Genomic DNA, 17,676 nt, shown 5'->3' on the forward strand with positions numbered 1-17,676 from the left:
CCTGACATACTGCTGTTCATTATACAATGGATTTGTTTTGCTGCGTCTTTTTATTTCTATTCACATACGTATAAACTAGCGACGTTTTATCAAAATAATAGATGGGTACATGAACATACATACTTATATATTTATTTTTTCGGAGGGATACAATTGGGACGTTTAGAATCAAAAATTGCTGTTATTACAGGGTCAAGCTCTGGTATAGGAAAAGCAACTGCTGAGCGCTTTGCGAAAGAAGGAGCGGTTGTTATTTGTGCCGATATTAATTTGGACGGGGTAAAAAAAGTAGCAAAAGAAATTAAAGACGCTGGCGGTGAAGCATACGCCTACTATATCGATGTAGCTGAAGAAGAAAAAGTAAAAGAGTTCACAGCGGAAATTGAAAAGAAATTTGGAAAAGTGGATATTCTTTTTAATAATGCGGGGACAGACACAGAAGGCGGCAAGCTTCACGAATATCCTGTAGAACTTTGGGATCGCTTAATGTCGGTAGATTTACGCGGAACATTTCTTGTAAGCAAATATGTTATTCCGCTGATGTTAGAAAATGGCGGGTCGATTATTAATAATTCATCCGTATCCGGACTGGCAGCAGACTTAGACCGTTCTGGCTATAACGCGGCGAAAGGTGCTATTACCAACTTAACAAGAACCATGGCAATTGACTACGCTCGTGAAGGTATTCGCGTTAACTCAATTGCTCCTGGAACAATTGAAACGCCTCTTCTTGATGATTTATCAGGCGCTGAAGAAGGAAAAAAATTCAGAAAAGCATATGAATGGGTCGATCCCATGGGCCGTTTAGGCAAACCAGAAGAAGTAGCCGGTGCCGTATTATTTTTAGCATCCGATGACAGCTCATATGTAACGGGTGACTGCATTACGGTAGATGGCGGTCATATGGCGTATACATGGCCTGGAAAAATGCTTTACGATAAAATGTGAGAATACAATTAGCTCTATACCTTAAGGTATAGAGCTTTTCCATTTGCATTTTTTCTTTAAAATAGACGTGACATTATGTCAAGACAGGTGTAAACTTAAAGCAAAATTCTTTGCTTCTAGGAGGAAGACATGAAAACAAAACAATTATCAGAACGTCAGCTTCTTGGCATCGCAGGGCTAGGATGGCTCTTCGATGCAATGGATGTTGGCATTTTGTCTTTTATCATTGCAGCTCTTCACGCTGAATGGGGACTTTCCCCTACTGAAATGAGTTGGATAGGCAGCGTTAACTCGATCGGGATGGCCGTTGGAGCTCTCGTGTTCGGGCTGCTGGCTGATCGAATTGGGCGAAAAACCGTTTTTATTGTGACTCTTGTTCTTTTTTCAGTGGCAAGCGGACTTTCGGCTCTTACTACTACCCTTGCTGCTTTTTTAGTATTTCGATTTTTAATTGGAATGGGTTTAGGAGGAGAGCTGCCTGTTGCTTCTACCCTTGTGTCTGAGACCGTGGCGCCGGAAAAACGCGGTAAAGTGGTCGTCTTGTTAGAAAGTTTTTGGGCGTTCGGCTGGCTACTGGCAGCGCTTATTTCTTACTTTGTAATTCCAGCTTACGGGTGGCAGCTAGCTCTTATCCTAACGGCTATACCAGCATTTTATGCCATTTATTTGCGCATCAAACTGCCAGATTCTCCTCAATTTTTAGAGGCGACAAAGGAAAAGAAACCGTCTATTGCGGACAATGTAAGAAGCGTGTGGTCTAAGCCTTATCGTCAATCTACCGTTATGCTGTGGGTTCTGTGGTTTTGCGTTGTATTTTCATATTACGGCATGTTTTTATGGCTACCTAGCGTCATGGTCATTAAAGGATTTAGCTTAATCAAAAGCTTTGAATACGTATTGATTATGACATTAGCTCAGCTGCCTGGCTATTATACGGCTGCTTGGTTTATTGAACGCATGGGCCGAAAATTCGTATTGGTCACATATCTGTTAGGTACGGCTGCCAGCGCATATATCTTCGGAAATGCGGAGTCACTTTGGCTGCTGCTAACAGCAGGAATACTGTTGTCTTTCTTCAACTTAGGCGCTTGGGGAGCTTTGTACGCGTATACACCTGAGCAATATCCGACATCTATTCGAGGCACAGGAGCTGGAATGGCCGCTTCTTTTGGACGAATTGGAGGAATTCTAGGACCGCTGTTAGTTGGGTATATGTCAACTCAAGGTGTTTCTTTAACCGTTACGTTCTCAATCTTTTGTGCAGCTATTTTAATCGGTGTTGGTTCGGTTGTTTTTCTAGGAAAAGAAACCAAACAAAAGCAGCTCGCATAAAAAAAAGACGCTCTTTTAGAGCGTCTTTTTTGTGCTTATTATTTATTTTCTACTAGCTCTTTTTCGCCTGTCTCTACTTCCACGTCACGCTGAGCGAATACTTTCTTAGCTACGCTTAAAGCATTTAACACGCGAGGGAAACCTGTGTATGGAATTAATTGAATGATGCTTTCCACAATTTCATTCGGCTCTAGTCCAGCTGTTAAACCTGTGTTTAAATGCAGCTCAAGCTGAGGCTCTGTACCCTGAGTAACCAGTGATGAAATGGTTACTAATGCTCGCTGCTTATTCGTTAAACCTGGTCGTGAATAAATGTCTCCATAGGCAAATTCAATAATATATTTCCCAACGTCAGGAGCTAGGTCTTTTAAGTCTTCCGTAATTTTTAAATGAGTCGAAATATCATCGTTACTCGTTAACGTATATTCCATTAATTTATCTAAACCTTTTTGATAACTATTTTGTGCCATGTAAAATCAGCCTCCGTATTTTTTACTGACACCGCGCGGAATCAATGTTTGTTTTCGTGTATGTTTTCTACACTATCTACTTTAGCGCACATTCTTTCTTTCGTAAAATACATATATTCAATACAACATATGCATTTTATCTATATAAAACAGAATGCTGTTCATTCATATAGTGGAGGAATTGTTTAGAGGCATATGAAATATATTTACCTTTTTTTAAAATCAATCCTAAATCCCATGAAATTGAAGGATTAGTAATAGGAACTGCTTTTACGATAGCAGAATCCACTTTTGCTGCAATGGATTGTGGAAAGATAGATACACCTAAGTTTTCCGCGATCATTTCACCGATAAAATCCCATTGAGAGCTCTCGTAAGCTACATTAGGTTCAAATCCTGCTTGTTGACACGCCTGAATAAGCCGGTCGTGAAGCGTAAAATCTTCATTAAACAAAATAAATTTCTCTTGGGCTAGTTCATTAATTTCCACATGAGTTTTAGAGGCTAAAGGGTGAGAGTGGTGAACATATAAAAGCATTTTTTCTGAGATAAAAGGATTAATGTCAAAAAGATGTTCATTTACTGGAAGCACCGCTACACCTAGGTCTAACTCTCCTTTTTCTACTGCTTTTTGAACACGATTGGCTCCGTATTCAATAAGTTTAATTGTGATATCTGGATAGAGCTGCTGAAACCCTTTAATAATCTTTGGAAAGAACAGCACTCCAATCAATGGAGGAATTCCAATTTTAATCATTCCTTTTTTCAGATTCATCACATCATATAAATAAGTCGATAGCTCATCAATGGATGCCATAACTTTTTGTCCTTGCGCATACACAACTTCCCCGGCATCCGTTAAATCAATCTGTCTTGCGGAACGATCAATTAATTCTACTTCCAATTCTTCTTCTAAGTTTTTCACCATTTTGCTCAAGGTCGGCTGTGAAATATGAAGACTTTGAGATGCTTTAGTAAAGCTCCTTAATTTGGCGACTTCTAAAAAATAATTAAGCTGACGAATATCCATCTCTGCTCCTCCTATAGATAAAGCGAATATTTCTTATCTTATTTATTCATTTTACCTATTAACTTTTAAGATATACAGCAAAAAACCCGAACGATTTATCGTTCGGATATACCTTCACCTAAAATACTTTTGTCCTGTCCTTTTTTACTACGGTTATTTAAAATGTTTTGGCTGCTTGTGCTGCTTGTTCTAGGCCACTTTCAATAATTTCTTGAGCACGATCCGGAAACTGATTATGTCCTTCAATAATAACAGAGTTCACATCCGTAACTCCAAAAAATTGAAGTACGCTGCTGACATATTTAACGGCCATTTCGACCTCAGCTGATGGACCTTCTGAATATACTCCGCCTCGCGCGTTTAATAACATCACTTTTTTATCGCCCAGTAATCCCACAGGACCTTCTGGCGTATACTTAAACGTTTTGCCTGCTTGATTTAAATAATCAAAGTACGTATGAAGCACGGCCGGCACAGTAAAATTCCAAAGAGGAAAGGCAATGACAATTTTATCAGCTTTCACAAATTGTTCTAGGTAACGATTAGCAATTTCTGCTGCTTTGTTTTCCGCTGCCGTCACTTCTAGCCCTCTTGCTAATTTAAACTGACCGTTTATCATGTCAGCACCTAAATAAGGAAGTTCTTCTTTGAACAAATTCAGCTCCATTATTTCTTCACCTTGGTGCGATTGTTGATAGCTTTCTAAAAACGCATCATATAATTTTACGCTGACCGCTTCACTTGCCGATCTGTCATTTGCTTTTATAAAAAGAGTATAACTCATACTAAAACCTCCACTGATTGTTGATACTCTTATTTTATTCGCTTTGTCCTTGCGTTTCGCACGACTTTATAATGAAATACTTTCATACTTTAGTCTGAAAAATCCTATATAAGAATTTATTAAAGAGCCAAAAATCACATTGACAACGATAATCATTATCATTAAAATTAGAGAGAAATTATTATTTATCATTTAACGTAAGGGGAGCTTTTTATGTGGTCAAGTTTGGCTTTGTCGCTTCGTGAAGGTTTAGAAGCATCACTTATCATTGGAATTATTTTAGCTCATGTTACAAAAATCGGCCGAAAAGACTTAAAATATTCCGTCTTTATTGGCGCTGCTGCTGGCCTTATTTTCAGCTTAGTATTTGGCTTTATTGGTTTTAATGAGGCGAAAGAGTTAGAAGAAGAGTCAGAAGAAATTTTTGAAGGAGTCATGATGCTTTTAGCTGCTGGCCTTATTGCTTATTTTATTCTGTGGTTGCACCGAAGCAAAGAAGTGACATCTTCAGTTACATCAAAAATTTCCAAAAGCTCTTCCAAGTGGGGATTAATCGTTTTAGCCTTTTTATCTGTCTTTCGTGAAGGAACAGAACTAATCATTTTTAATCTGACACAAGTGAATCAACACGCCTCTTCTATTGTATTCGGCAGTATAAGTGGCATTTTGCTGGCCGTCGTTATTACATACATTTTGTTCAAAACAGCTATTAAGCTGAACCTTTGGATTATTTTTAAAGCGCTTGGTATTTTCCTTATTTTTATTGGGGGAGAGTTATGCGGTGAAGGTTTGGTTAAGCTATTTGAAGCTGGTGGAGAACCCCTTGAGATAATTGGATTTAGTGTATTTACAGTTGCATCACTGTATCTATTCTTCCAAACGGAGTTAAAAAAATTAAGAGTAAGAAAACAAAAATCAGCATCATAATCATAAAAAAGCCGCCTAATGGCGGCTTTTTTAGTTTATAGATGAAACGGGAAGATGAATCACAACTTCCGTCCCTTGTTCTTCTTCACTTTTAATAAAAATCTCGCCTTTATGCTGACGGACAATAGTTTGTGCAATCGATAGTCCAAGCCCCGTTCCTCCCGTAGCTCTGCTTCTAGCTTTATCCACTCGGTAGAAACGTTCAAAAATATGTGCAAGATCTTCTTTTGGAATACCAATTCCATAGTCTTTCACTTTGATAATGACATCTTCCTGCTTTTTTTCCACGGTCACTTCAATTTTATTCGTACTGTATTTAATTGCATTATCAAGCAAAATAATCAGCACTTGCTTCATTTTCAGTTCATCCACTTGAATCATAATGGGCGTTTGATCATAATGAAGAACTAATTCTCTTTTGTATACCTGCTGCAGCTGCTTAACGATTTGTTCAAAAATAAGAACAAGATCTGTTTGCTTCATATCAAGCGTTTGTTCTTTTTCCACACTTGCCAGATCAAGCAGCGTTTCAATCATTTTTTGCATTTTGGTTGCTTCCGCATAGATGGTGTCGATCGCATCCAGCGTAATTTCTTCATTTTTAATCCCTCTTCTTCTTAATAAATTAGAATAACTGCGAATAACGGTTAGAGGGGTTTTTAATTCGTGAGATGCATCAGAAACAAACTGATTTTGCTTTTCAATATTTTCTCGCAAGCGGTCAATCATATGATTAAACGTAACGGTCATACCCTGCAGTTCATCTCTCGTCTCCGTTTGAATGAGAACTTTTTTAGGAACACCGCTCTCTTCAATCTCTTTCATCGTTGTGACCATATTTTTAATAGGATGCATAATGACGCGTGATAACCATCTTCCTCCTAAAAGCGACAGTAAAATGGACACAAGCGAACAAAAAATCAAAATTGATAGCAAAATATCTTTGCGGGTTTCAAAACCAGTCAAGAGCTCGCCAATCTCAAGCGTTTCAACGACTTGATTATTGACTTTGACAGGCATGCGAATAACCAATACTTGCTTTTCTCTGATTTTGCGAAGCTTCACCTTTTTTTTCTTTGAAAACTCGGGCTTAATTTTCACCAGATGAGGATCATTTGATACTTGATTAATGACCGTAGAATTTTCTGAGACTGTTCGGATAAATGAATGGTTGGTCAAATAAAATTTTAGTAACTCCGGCGAGAGCTCCACGGAATGATCTTGCTGACCTTTTTGAATAATCTCGCGTGCTTTTTCGAATAAAATGTCCTGTTCCATATTCACCGTAGATTTAGTGAAGGAGAAAAAAACAACGATGTTCATGATTAATAAAATAACCACTAGCCATGCTGTTGTCAGCAAATTAATCTTCGTCGTGATCTTCATGTTTCTCCTCTTTCATCATATATCCTACGCCCCGCACCGTATGAATGAGAGAAGTAGAAAAACCTTCATCTACTTTTTTTCTTAAGTGGCGAATATACACATCAATTACGTTTGTTTCTCCTTCATATTCATAGCCCCAAACGTTTGTGAGAATCCCTTCTCTCGTGACAATTTTATTTTTATTCGTAAGCAAATACACGACTAAATCATACTCTTTCGGTGTCAACGTAATGGATTCATTGTTTCTTAGGACTTCCCTTGTTTCAAGATTAATGGTCAAATCACTAATCGTTAAGAGCTCTGCTTCAGCTTCTTTCGTTCCTGATGCTTCTACGAGCGAACGATAGCGAATACAAGAGCGAACTCGTGCTAACAGCTCTTCAATTTCAAACGGTTTTGTAACATAATCATTAGCCCCTTGGTCTAACCCCATTACCTTATCTAACGTCGTATTTCGGGCAGTTAATAAAATAACTGGCGTAAACACTTCTGCTTTCCGAAGTCTTCTTAACACCTCAATACCGCTCAGACTTGGAAGCATCACGTCGAGCAAAATGAGGTCATATTGAGCGGATATTGCCGTCTCTAAACCCGCTTTCCCGTCGTACTCAACATCTACTTCATAATCTTCAAATTCCAATTCAATCTTTAGCACTTTCGCAATTTGCGCTTCATCTTCCACAATTAAAATTTTCTCTTTCATATTATGCACCTCTCACCACATGTCTTAAGTGAAAGAATAGCTTCTTTAGATAAAAAAACAACACCTTTTTCAAAAGATGTTTGTTTTTTTATCTAAACCCTACTTTTTCAACATAATTGTTCTTTAGCTTATCCTTATTGTTTGTAAACATGAATGTTTTACGCATGAAGACCAATCGTTTGCTTTTCACCTAGAATCCAATTGACTACTGCTAAAAGTTCTTCAGGCGTTTGTGCTTCGATTTCTTTATGGTAAGCAGCAATCGCGTTATACAATGTGCTCATTTTATCAGCATCCTGCAGCACTGTCTGCAGCTGACTTTCTAACGATTGATCCGCCTTTAGTTCTTTAACTAAGTTTCGTTCTGTTAAATAGCGTAAATTCACTTCTTCTTGACCTGGTAAAGCGGAGTGAACAAAAATTGGTAAACTCTTACGAAGAGCTTCACTGACCGTGATACCACCTGGCTTTGTTACAATAGCATCCACTCGCTCATACAGTTCATTCATTTTTGTGCGTGATGAAATGTACGGAATTGGTGTAACGTGTTGTAGTTCCCACCCTTTGATTTCTTCATATAACTTTTGATTTTTGCCGCATAAGACAAAGTAATGAAAATGGCGCGCGTCTTTTAAATCATTGTAAAAATCCATAATATTGCCTAGACCGCTGCTGCCTCCGGCAATTAAAATATTTCGGTTACCATGATGCTTAACAGTTCTTGTTTTTGTTATTTCTTCATGTACCGGTATCCCTGTGACCATCATATTTTGAAGTGGAATTTCACTTTGAGCACGAAGCCCTCTTTTTACTTCTTCACTAGGAAGAAAGTGAAAGTCAATCTCTTCTTTTCCCCATAAATTATTAATAAAGAAATCCGTGTAGACATTTATAATAGGAACATTGCACTTGCCTTTTGCTTTTAATTGGCTGAGCAAATAAGAAGGAAATCCATGTGTGCATATAATTAAATCCGGATTTTCTTCTTTAACTAAGTGCTCCATTTTTTTTGCGAATACGTGATGATACCATTTGAATGAATGAACAGGCGGTTCATAAAAGAGATGTTTGTATGCCATATTGTATGTTTCTGGAGCATAACGAATCCATTTCAAATATGTGCCTGTAACCACTTTTTCTAATAGTTCGTTTGTATAGCTTAATAAATCTATTTTTTTATAACAAATATTTGTTGTCCTTCTTTCCAATATATCCATTAACGCCTCTGCCACTTGATGATGGCCAGAAGGCATTTTTAGAAGAGGTAAAAATAAAACCTTTTTCAACTGTTTCATCTCCTATTCTAAAAGCAGTTTCTTCCTCTCCTTTTTATATCATTAAATGTCCTTGAATTTCGGATTTTAATTGATTTTTAATGTGAAATTCATCGTTTTTTTAGAGTGTCAATCTAAACTAAGAGTGAAAAGTACTGCATAAGGAGAAAACAAATGAACCTCAATTACGAAGTATTTCAATGGATTAACTCGTTTGCTGGTAAATCCAGCGCAATGGATTCTGTCATGGTTATCATTACGAATAGCGTTCCTTATTTTATAATGGCTTGTTTGCTTTTGCTTTGGTTTAGCGGAAAAACAGAAAGAACAATTTATCACCGTTATACGGCTTTATACATGTTGTTTACAATTGTACTTTCTCTATGTATCAATGAAGTCATTCACCTGGTGTATTACCACCCGCGTCCGTTTGTGACTCATCACGTTCATAAGCTGATTCCGCACCCGGCTAATTCATCTTTTGTGAGTGATCATTCGATTTTAGTCTTTTCTGCCGCTTGGATCATGTGGTTACGAAAAAACAAATGGAGAAGCGTCATTTTTATATGGGCTGTCATCTCGGGCCTTTCACGCATTTACGTAGGTGTCCACTATCCAGCAGATGTACTTGGAGGCATGGTAATTGCGGGAGCTATCAGCTGCTTTGTTATCTATCTTTCAGATAAAACAGCGCCTCTTATCCAGCGATTATTCTGGATTCACGATGTGATTATCAAGCGTATTCCGTTTCTGTCTCCTTACACGCATGAACAAATTAGTAAAAAAAATCATTCAGCTTAAAGACGCTGAGACAAAAATAGTATAGTTGAAGTGAAAAACGAACCACTAATCAAACCGTTTGATCAGTGGTTCGTTTTTTTGGTTACGATGAACGTAGATTTTATCTGTTTCGTTCCTTCTGGCAGTTGATTGGAGGGAAAAGCGAAGTCTTGCACGGAAATCAACTGCCGTGTCACAAGCGGTCCATACAGGCTCATTTATCCGATTTGTTCGTCTTTAGATTGCATTGATTTCGTTATATCTCAATCTCTTTTTATTATTTATAAAAAAAGATTGTTCACTTTCTTGACTTTCACTTTTATTTATTTTATATTAGTTGATGTATCAAACATTGATGTATCAAATATTAATCCATCAATAAATATCATAGAAAAAAGGGAGCGACTTTCTTGTCACATTCATGTTCTAAAAAAGCAAATGTTCTGTATGCTCTGCAAGAAGTTAATAAACAAATTAATCAAAAGTTTGAGCATTGTACCGGTGTTAGCCAATCACGTCTTGATATTTTACATCAGCTTTATGAAACAGGTGAAATGAGTCAAAAGGCGCTTCAACAGCAAGTAAACATTGATAATGCTGCAATTACAAGGCATTTAAAGCAGCTAGAAGAAAGAGATGTTGTATCACGCCGTAAAAATCCTGATGACAACCGCGTAACATTTGTAAAGCTTACGAAAAGCGGACATGAAAAAATCGGTGCATTTCGAAACGAAAAAGCTCGCTTTATTGATGAAGCATTTAAAGATTTCAGCGAAGAAGAACAGCTGCTGCTTTCCAAAATGCTTGAGCGTTTAAAAGTAAACATTTCGGCCATTGAACGGTCATAACATTTTTAACATAAAGGAGAGTTCATCATGACACAAACAAAAACACTAAACAATGATTTCCAAGATATTATTACAGGGCGCAGATCTATTCGTTATTACGATCCATCTGTCAAAATCAGCCGTGAAGAAATGAAAGAAATTTTAACAGAAGCGACGCTAGCTCCATCTTCTGTTAATGCACAGCCTTGGCGCTTTCTAGTAATTGATAGCCCTGAAGGAAAAGCAACACTAGCTCCGCTTGCTAAATTTAATCAATCACAAGTAGAAACATCGGCAGCTGTTATTGCGATATTCGGCGATTTAAAAAGCGAAGAAAATTTAGATGAAATTTACGATAAAGCTGTTGAACTAGGCTATATGCCACAAGAAATTAGAGATATGCAAATTCCTAAAATCAAAGCGCACTACGCAGCTGCTTCTGAAGAATTAAATAAAGAAACGGTATTAATTGACGGCGGTTTAGTATCTATGCAGTTAATGCTTGCTGCACGTGCTCACGGTTATGATACGAATGCTATTGGCGGTTATGAAAAAGATCAAATTGCCGAAGCATTCGGTTTAGACAAAGAACGCTATGCACCGGTTATGTTACTTTCAATCGGCAAAGCAGCAAATAGCGGTTACCCTTCTGTACGTTTACCAATTGAAAAAGTAGCTCAATTTAGATAATAAAAAAGGTGCTGTGTATTCAGCACCTTTTTTTATCCTCCACTAACGGGTGGAATAAATGCAACGGTATCTCCCGTTCCAATGATTTCTTCATCTGTTACAAACTCTTCGTTGACTGCTGTCATCGTTTGATTCAGAGAGGACAGCTTATATGTTTTTTGCACATATTCCTTTAATTCCTTCACCGTTATATCTTGCTTATCAACTGTTACTTGTTCCACTCCAGCCTCTTCACGTATAGCAGCGAAAAATAAGACGTTAATCATTTTTACATCTCCTTCAATGGCTTTCCTTCAGGATATTCTTTTGTTTCTAACTGATCGCCAATCCATTTTGTTCCATCTTCCCAAAATTCCTTTTTCCAAATTGGCACAATTTGCTTAATACGTTCAATAGCATACTCATTTGCTTCATAAGCTGTTTTGCGATGCGGAGAAGAAACCGCAATAACTACTGCGACTTCTGTTATATCAAGCTTTCCGATTCGATGAGTAATAGCTGTCAAAGCATCCGGCCACTTTTCCTGAATTTCGTCACCAATTTGGCTGAGCATTTTCACTGCCATTGGCACATAGGCTTGATATTCAAGAGAGAGCGTCTTTTTGCCTTTTGTAAATTCTCTTACCGTTCCAATAAATGTCGTAATAGCTCCCGCGTCTCTTCTAGAAACTTTTTTAATTATTTCATCTACCGCAATTGGCTGATTTACTACTTCAAATAAGTGCTGGTTCATCTTCTTTCCCCCACTTCTTTCAATAAAAAATTAAGATAAAGCTCGTCTTCTTGTAAGTGAAACATTGGATATGCTCGCTGCACTTCGTTTTTAAGCGGAATGTGACTAATCACGCATATGATATTGGTTAGAGAGGAAAGCAGAACAAGATCTTCTTCACTTCGAATCAAGACTGCTTTTGGATAGGATTCTTTTTTATATCCTTCAACAAAAATGACATCTGGCGAGAAAAATTGATAAAAATCAATCAGCTTTTTTAGGCTCCAGTCTTTACTGTTTGCCGTAAGCTGAAGGAGCCCACCTCCTTCTACACCTGCCACATCGGCACCTGCTTGCTGGTGGCGATGACTGTCTTTTAGCTCACTGCTGCTATCTGGAGGTCCGCCGTGTCCATGGTGCTTAATAGAACCTACACGTAGATCGAATTGTTTCGCTTTTTTAATTAGCTTTTCCACTAAAGTAGTTTTTCCGCTGTTTTGAAATCCAACTACTTGTAAAACGGTGCAACTTGCTACCAAGGCCATTCACTTCCCTGCACGTCATCTAGCAATAAGACGTCAACCAGCATTCCTTCTTTGTACCCTCTCGTCCCTCCGGGAAATATAATTAACGTATCCGCATGAGCTAAAGAAGAAACAGCACTAGATTTTGTAAAGCTTAATGGAGAAGCAATCAGCTGTCCTTCCCTGTATGAAAGCCTGCCAGATACAAATCGCATAAAAGGATTTGGCTTTAAGAAGTCTTTTCCTAACAAAGCTTTTTCTTTCCGGAGGTGAGGGGTTCTTTTCCCCGCATATGTACTGATGACCGGACGAGCTAGCAGTTCAAAACCAACGTAGCAGGCCGTAGGGTTTCCCGATAGACCAAATAAAAGCTTGTCTTCCATACGTGCAACTGTTGTGACACTGCCTGGTCTCATCGCTATTTTATTAAAAAGAACTTCGGCCTGTAATTGCTTATACACCTCTGGTAGATAATCATAATCTCCTACTGAAACGCCCCCCGTTGTAATCAGCATGTCCACTTCTGATAGCGCAGATTTTACCGCGCTGTAGCACTGACTTAAATCATCGGGCATAATACCAAAATAGTTTACTTCTCCTCCAGCTTTTTCAATTTGGGCACGAAGCATATGAGCATTGCTATTACGAATTTTCCCTCGCTGAACAGGATCACGTACTTCCACTAGTTCACTTCCCGTTGCAAGTAATCCAACTACAGGCTTTTTGAAGACAGCTACGTTACTATAACCAAATGTGGCTAAAAGAGCAGCTACTCCCGGAGTGATATACGTTCCTTTTGAAACTAACATAGTGCCTTTTTTTGTTTCTTCTCCTTGAAACGAAATGTTATCTCCGCTGTTAAACGACCGCTTGATTTGAACGACGGGCTGGTTGTCTTTTGTATATTCTTTTGTTATTTCAAGCATTGCCACCGCATCGCAGCCTTTTGGAATAGGAGCTCCTGTCATAATACGCACAGCCTGCATCGCGTTGACTGTATGTTCAAAAACAGAACCCGCTCCTATCTCTCCTCGAACATCCAGTTCTACTGGATGAAGTGATGATGCTTTTTTCGTATCTTGTGACCGAATAGCAAAACCATCATATGGAGAACGATTAAAAGCAGGCACATCATGATCTGCCATTAAATCTTCTGCTAAAAATCTGCCGTGAGCTTCTTCAAGCGCAATGATTTCTTGCTTTCCGCTTTTGACATACTGCATCACTCGCCCAACGCATTCTCCGACAGGGATAGGAGTTCGCTTTTCTCTCATTTTTTCACTCCTTTACTCATCCTAATAAACGATAATATAAACTTCTCGCAAATTGAATATCATTCGTTCCATGAATAAATACACGGCCATCTTGAAAAATAACAAAGCGCTGCTCTGGAAGCTGACATGACAGAAGATATGGGTTGCGGTCTACTTTCCCTTGGTTTTTTAAACGCTTTTCCAATTCATCAAAGTTGTGTAAATGCTGCTGCGAGGGTCTGATCTGAACCGTCTCTCTGCCGCAAAGAACTTCTGTTTTAAGCTGATTTTCATACGCTAAGTACGGATATGTGCGTGCCGATCCGCAAGAAGAACATTCATAACTTTTCATTTTACCCGTCTTAAATTCAGCGTGCTGATTATTCCAGACGTCAAAAGTTAGAAATGTGTGTCGCAAAGCTTCAACGTCTCCCACTAAAATTTTTAATGCTTCGGTTATTTGATAGGCTGCCACAATTTGAACGGCTGGACTGATAATTCCTGCTGTCTCACACGTCGCTCCTCCCACAGGCACTTTTTTCAATATGCAGTGCAGACAAGGGGTTACGTTTGGGATAACGGTATAAGTGGTGCCATAACTCCCTACACATGAGCCGTAGATCCAAGGAACTTCATACTTATGTGACAAATCATTTAAAATAAAGCGAATGTCGAAATTGTCTGTCGCATCGATAATCAAATCAGCTGTTTGGACGATACTTTCTAAATTAGCAGGCTGAGCATCCATCACCAGCGCTTCGATTTTCACTTCTGTGTTTATTTGACGCAAACGATTTTTGGCTGCTACAGCTTTAGGCAGTTTGTTTTGCGCATCTTGTTCTGTATAAAGCTGCTGACGCTGCAGATTACTCCATTCTACATAATCACGATCTACAAGAGTCAATTTTCCAATTCCAGCACGCACGAGGGCTTCTGCACTAGCGCTGCCTAGAGCCCCTGCGCCTACAACTAAAACATGCTTACTTCTAATTTGCTGCTGCCCTTTGTTTCCAATGGGCTGGAAAAGCTGCTGACGTGAATAACGTTCTGTCACTCTTTTCTCTCCCTTTCTCGTTCAATCTATGACCTCACTATCTATTCCTTCGTCAAAGATATTTCTTTAAAAACATGCTATTATACACATAAAGCTAAGCTGCTTTACGGACGCTTATGTGCATAAATATACAAATATATTTTGATGGAGGTATTTAATAAATGTCCATTGCCGGCATTGTATTAGCAGGAGGAAAATCTTCTCGCTACGGTCAACCAAAAATGTTTGAAACCTATAACAAGAAATCATTTTACGAATATAGTATAGATGCATTAAAAGAAAATCACGTCACACCTATACTTGTGTCTACCAACCAAGATTTACTTCCTTATTTTCAAAGAAAAGATGTTTCATTTGCAGTTGAAAAATGCCCGTATCAAGGACCTTTGTATGCAATTCATCATGCTTTAACTGCAATTGATTGCCGTGCTGAATGGTTCTTTATTCTTTCGTGTGACATTCCTTTTGTTAATGCTGAGTTTGTTCATAATATGATTACCCTAACTCAGGCGAACTCAGCTGATATTGTTCTTCCTGTTCAGCCAAATCACATGCACCCGCTTCTAGCCCTCTATCACCGTAGAACGCTTCCTCTTATTGACCAACTCGTTACACAAGGTGAAAGAAGGCTTACAGGATTGTTGAATCAGGCAAACGTCCTTCGCGTGCCTTTTTCAGCAGAAGATCCTACTTTTATAAATGTGAATCATCGCAGTGATTGGCATTTATAAGGCTTTTTTTGAATTATCCACCAATATGAGACATTTCCACTTTCTCAGCGCCTTGGACCTGTCTTCCGTTAGCCCGCTCATCTGAGTAACGATCTTTCCGATGATTCCAGATATCAGAAATGGTGTCACAAACAGTATGATCAGATGCTTGTGATCGTATCAGTTTCCGGAGGTCGTACCCTTTTGACGCAAACAAGCAGGTATAGAGCTTTCCTTCAGCCGATACTCTTGCGCGTGAACAAGTCGAACAGAATGAATCTGTCACGGATGAAATGATACCAATTTCCTCTTCTGTCCCAACATACCGATACCTGGTAGCTACTTCTCCCGTGTAATGAGGCGGAATTTCTTCAAGAGGCATTTCTTGTCCAACTATATCAAGAATTTGTTTCTTTGTTATAACCTCATCCATTTTCCATCCGTTTGAATTTCCAACATCCATGTATTCAATAAAGCGCAGCGTATGTTTTTTGCCTTTAAAATATTGGGCCATCGGAAGGATATCCTGCTCGTTCTTGCCTTTTTGGACAACCATGTTTATTTTGACTGAAATCCCCGCAAGAGCTGCTGCCTCTATTCCTTCTAACACTCGTTTGACGCTTCCTCGATTTCCGTTCAGCTCTTGAAATCTCACTTCATCAAGCGAGTCTAAGCTGACGGTTACTCTTGATAATCCCGCTTTTGATAAGGCTTCTGCATGCTTCTTTAACAGTGAGCCGTTTGTTGTTATGGCAATATCATCTATACCCTCAATTTGCTTCAGACGATTGATTAGATCTGGCAAGCCTTTTCTTAGCAGTGGCTCTCCTCCCGTTATACGCACTTTTTTTACTCCTAGCGATGCGAATAATCTCGTGAGTCTCTCTAATTCATCAAACGAAAGAATATTTTCGGCAGGTAAAAATGGATAGTCTGCCCCAAAAATTTCTTCAGGCATACAATATCGACAGCGAAAGTTACAGCGATCTGTTACGGACAAACGCAAGTCTCGTAAAGGGCGCTTTAACGTATCAACTATAGTGTATGACATCTGCCTCATCTCTCCTCTCTAGCTGTCAGCTTCTCCACAGCAGATTAACTTTCTCTTAAAATTCTTTCCGGGCATGTATAAATATTCAACGAATCACTTCGGATAAACCCTACCGTTGTAATTCTCAATTCTTCTGCTAGATTTAAAGCAAGTTCAGTCGGAGCGGATTTTGAAAGAACCACTTCACACCCGATCTTCGCTACTTTCAACAAAATTTCTGAAGAAATACGGCCGCTGAAAACGACTACTTTATCCCTAATTGAAATATGGTGTTTTAAGCAATACCCATATAGTTTATCTAGAGCATTATGCCTGCCAATGTCCATTCTGCTAAGCATGAAACCATTTTTATCACAAATGGCAGCGTTATGAACGCCACCCGTTTCTTGAAACGTAGCAGCAGATTGCTGCAGCTTATTCATGAGTTGAAAACAATCCTTAATTGAAAGTTCTACCGATATATCATTCATTTTTTTAGCAGTCAGCGCATCATTTATAAAGACAAACCCTTGTCTGCTCGCCCCGCAGCAAGACGTGATATATCGTTTATTTTGAAGGTTTTGAAAATACGGGTTTAATTTATCTATTGTAACATGAACATACCCTTCTTTTTCTTGAACCCATATGTTTTTAATGTCTTTGTATTCTCGAATAACCCCTTCAGATGCTAAATAGCCAATTACCATATCTTCAATGTATTGAGGGCTACATACCATCGTGACAAACTCTTCTTCATTAATTTTCACAGTCACAGGAAACTCCGTTACAATTTTATCTTCCACGCTTTCCATTTCACCATTTTTAAATCTAAGAACTGTACGCTTCTTAACGGTCGAATTCATGTGATGTCTCCTTTTTTAAATAATGTTTTTATCAAAAACAAATACGGAAACCGCTATATTTTCTTTTATTTTCATATCTGAAAATAAATTAACCAGCTTTGCTCCTACCAATTCTTCTAGCCCTTCCGGCGGATTCGATGCATATACATCTTGAATCATTTTTGTTCGAGCTAAATGAACCATGTCACACCCTTCAGAAGTGCTTGCAATAAATGTTTCTGTCGGAGTTAAATTTCCATACAGTGTTGAGACAGCCATATTTTCAACAAAAACCGTATGTATTCTTTCCGGTCCTTTTCCAAATAAATCTTTTCGAAGCTTCCGAATAATATCATTAAATTCATGAATTGTTTTTGACATAATCAACGCTCTCCCACCG

Annotated in this window: 21 protein-coding genes; 7 read left to right on the plus strand and 14 right to left on the minus strand. The window is 38.5% G+C overall.

The window, feature by feature from the left end:
* Positions 1 to 153 precede the first annotated feature (153 nt).
* A complete protein-coding gene (locus tag ACH6EI_RS21845; RefSeq protein WP_028412075.1) occupies positions 154 to 948 on the plus strand; it encodes an SDR family oxidoreductase in 795 nt (264 codons plus the stop codon).
* Positions 949 to 1,077: 129 nt separating this feature from the next.
* The gene (locus ACH6EI_RS21850) at positions 1,078 to 2,280 is read left to right on the plus strand and encodes an MFS transporter (RefSeq protein WP_108674340.1); all 1,203 of its coding nucleotides are present in this window, start codon (positions 1,078 to 1,080) and stop codon (positions 2,278 to 2,280) included.
* 38 nt (positions 2,281 to 2,318) lie between these two features.
* Here ACH6EI_RS21850 and ACH6EI_RS21855 read toward each other — a convergent pair whose 3' ends face one another.
* From ACH6EI_RS21855 to ACH6EI_RS21865, 3 genes are all read right to left on the minus strand, one after another.
* A complete protein-coding gene (locus ACH6EI_RS21855) occupies positions 2,319 to 2,750 on the minus strand; it encodes a carboxymuconolactone decarboxylase family protein (RefSeq protein WP_014457862.1) in 432 nt (143 codons plus the stop codon).
* Positions 2,751 to 2,886: 136 nt separating this feature from the next.
* Complete coding sequence (locus tag ACH6EI_RS21860) at positions 2,887 to 3,780, minus strand: LysR family transcriptional regulator (RefSeq protein WP_108674341.1); 894 nt, start codon at positions 3,778 to 3,780, stop codon at positions 2,887 to 2,889.
* Between the two features lie 157 nt (positions 3,781 to 3,937).
* Positions 3,938 to 4,564 carry an FMN-dependent NADH-azoreductase gene (locus tag ACH6EI_RS21865; protein ID WP_108674342.1) on the minus strand — a complete coding sequence of 209 codons (627 nt, stop codon included), beginning with the start codon at positions 4,562 to 4,564 and terminating at the stop codon, positions 3,938 to 3,940.
* 213 nt (positions 4,565 to 4,777) lie between these two features.
* On the opposite strand from ACH6EI_RS21865, the gene ACH6EI_RS21870 reads away from it, so the two are divergent.
* Positions 4,778 to 5,491: an FTR1 family protein gene (locus tag ACH6EI_RS21870; RefSeq protein ID WP_028412072.1), complete on the plus strand. Its 714-nt coding sequence runs from the start codon at positions 4,778 to 4,780 to the stop codon at positions 5,489 to 5,491.
* 30 nt (positions 5,492 to 5,521) lie between these two features.
* On the opposite strand, the gene ACH6EI_RS21875 is transcribed toward ACH6EI_RS21870, so the two are convergent.
* The 3 genes from ACH6EI_RS21875 to ACH6EI_RS21885 form a co-directional block, all read right to left on the minus strand.
* On the minus strand, positions 5,522 to 6,877 hold the full coding sequence (locus ACH6EI_RS21875; protein WP_033580431.1) for a sensor histidine kinase: 1,356 nt from the start codon (positions 6,875 to 6,877) through the stop codon (positions 5,522 to 5,524).
* A complete protein-coding gene (locus tag ACH6EI_RS21880) occupies positions 6,855 to 7,580 on the minus strand; it encodes a response regulator transcription factor (protein ID WP_025752630.1) in 726 nt (241 codons plus the stop codon). The genes ACH6EI_RS21875 and ACH6EI_RS21880 overlap by 23 nt, the downstream gene beginning before the upstream one ends.
* Before the next feature lie 158 nt (positions 7,581 to 7,738).
* On the minus strand, positions 7,739 to 8,866 hold the full coding sequence (locus ACH6EI_RS21885; protein WP_098627033.1) for an MGDG synthase family glycosyltransferase: 1,128 nt from the start codon (positions 8,864 to 8,866) through the stop codon (positions 7,739 to 7,741).
* A 162-nt stretch (positions 8,867 to 9,028) separates the two neighbouring features.
* Here ACH6EI_RS21885 and ACH6EI_RS21890 point away from each other — a divergent pair, with 162 nt between their 5' ends.
* The 3 genes from ACH6EI_RS21890 to ACH6EI_RS21900 all read left to right on the plus strand — a co-directional run bounded on the left by ACH6EI_RS21890 (position 9,029) and on the right by ACH6EI_RS21900 (position 11,151).
* A complete protein-coding gene (locus ACH6EI_RS21890; RefSeq protein WP_098627034.1) occupies positions 9,029 to 9,655 on the plus strand; it encodes an undecaprenyl-diphosphatase in 627 nt (208 codons plus the stop codon).
* Between the two features lie 389 nt (positions 9,656 to 10,044).
* On the plus strand, positions 10,045 to 10,482 hold the full coding sequence (locus ACH6EI_RS21895; RefSeq protein ID WP_016765850.1) for a MarR family winged helix-turn-helix transcriptional regulator: 438 nt from the start codon (positions 10,045 to 10,047) through the stop codon (positions 10,480 to 10,482).
* 27 nt (positions 10,483 to 10,509) lie between these two features.
* Entirely contained in the window at positions 10,510 to 11,151 is a 642-nt protein-coding gene (locus ACH6EI_RS21900; RefSeq protein ID WP_013059680.1) for a nitroreductase family protein, read from the plus strand.
* A 32-nt stretch (positions 11,152 to 11,183) separates the two neighbouring features.
* On the opposite strand, the gene moaD is transcribed toward ACH6EI_RS21900, so the two are convergent.
* From moaD to ACH6EI_RS21925, 5 genes are read right to left on the minus strand one after another with little or no spacing between them, the layout of a single operon-like run.
* Positions 11,184 to 11,417: a molybdopterin converting factor subunit 1 gene (gene moaD, locus ACH6EI_RS21905; RefSeq protein ID WP_028412068.1), complete on the minus strand. Its 234-nt coding sequence runs from the start codon at positions 11,415 to 11,417 to the stop codon at positions 11,184 to 11,186.
* Positions 11,418 to 11,419: 2 nt separating this feature from the next.
* Complete coding sequence (locus ACH6EI_RS21910) at positions 11,420 to 11,884, minus strand: molybdenum cofactor biosynthesis protein MoaE (RefSeq protein ID WP_025752620.1); 465 nt, start codon at positions 11,882 to 11,884, stop codon at positions 11,420 to 11,422.
* Positions 11,881 to 12,408 carry a molybdopterin-guanine dinucleotide biosynthesis protein B gene (gene mobB, locus ACH6EI_RS21915; protein WP_108674343.1) on the minus strand — a complete coding sequence of 176 codons (528 nt, stop codon included), beginning with the start codon at positions 12,406 to 12,408 and terminating at the stop codon, positions 11,881 to 11,883. Before mobB ends, ACH6EI_RS21910 begins: the two co-directional genes overlap by 4 nt.
* Positions 12,396 to 13,661 (minus strand): molybdopterin molybdotransferase MoeA, encoded by a 1,266-nt coding sequence (locus ACH6EI_RS21920; protein WP_394530498.1) that lies wholly within the window; start codon positions 13,659 to 13,661, stop codon positions 12,396 to 12,398. The genes mobB and ACH6EI_RS21920 overlap by 13 nt, the downstream gene beginning before the upstream one ends.
* A gap of 16 nt (positions 13,662 to 13,677) precedes the next feature.
* On the minus strand, positions 13,678 to 14,694 hold the full coding sequence (locus ACH6EI_RS21925) for a molybdopterin-synthase adenylyltransferase MoeB (protein ID WP_028412065.1): 1,017 nt from the start codon (positions 14,692 to 14,694) through the stop codon (positions 13,678 to 13,680).
* 161 nt (positions 14,695 to 14,855) lie between these two features.
* On the opposite strand from ACH6EI_RS21925, the gene mobA reads away from it, so the two are divergent.
* Complete coding sequence (gene mobA / locus ACH6EI_RS21930) at positions 14,856 to 15,425, plus strand: molybdenum cofactor guanylyltransferase (RefSeq protein ID WP_028412064.1); 570 nt, start codon at positions 14,856 to 14,858, stop codon at positions 15,423 to 15,425.
* Between the two features lie 13 nt (positions 15,426 to 15,438).
* Here mobA and moaA read toward each other — a convergent pair whose 3' ends face one another.
* The 3 genes from moaA to ACH6EI_RS21945 are packed head-to-tail and all read right to left on the minus strand — an operon-like array spanning position 15,439 to position 17,657.
* A complete protein-coding gene (moaA, locus tag ACH6EI_RS21935) occupies positions 15,439 to 16,455 on the minus strand; it encodes a GTP 3',8-cyclase MoaA (RefSeq protein WP_028412063.1) in 1,017 nt (338 codons plus the stop codon).
* Positions 16,456 to 16,499: 44 nt separating this feature from the next.
* Positions 16,500 to 17,297: a formate dehydrogenase accessory sulfurtransferase FdhD gene (gene fdhD, locus ACH6EI_RS21940; RefSeq protein ID WP_033580428.1), complete on the minus strand. Its 798-nt coding sequence runs from the start codon at positions 17,295 to 17,297 to the stop codon at positions 16,500 to 16,502.
* A 15-nt stretch (positions 17,298 to 17,312) separates the two neighbouring features.
* Positions 17,313 to 17,657: a Na-translocating system protein MpsC family protein gene (locus ACH6EI_RS21945; RefSeq protein ID WP_013059689.1), complete on the minus strand. Its 345-nt coding sequence runs from the start codon at positions 17,655 to 17,657 to the stop codon at positions 17,313 to 17,315.
* Positions 17,658 to 17,676 lie beyond the last annotated feature (19 nt).

Source organism: Priestia sp. JSM ZJ58, from assembly GCF_044383985.1.
GTDB lineage: Bacteria > Bacillota > Bacilli > Bacillales > Bacillaceae_H > Priestia > Priestia zanthoxyli.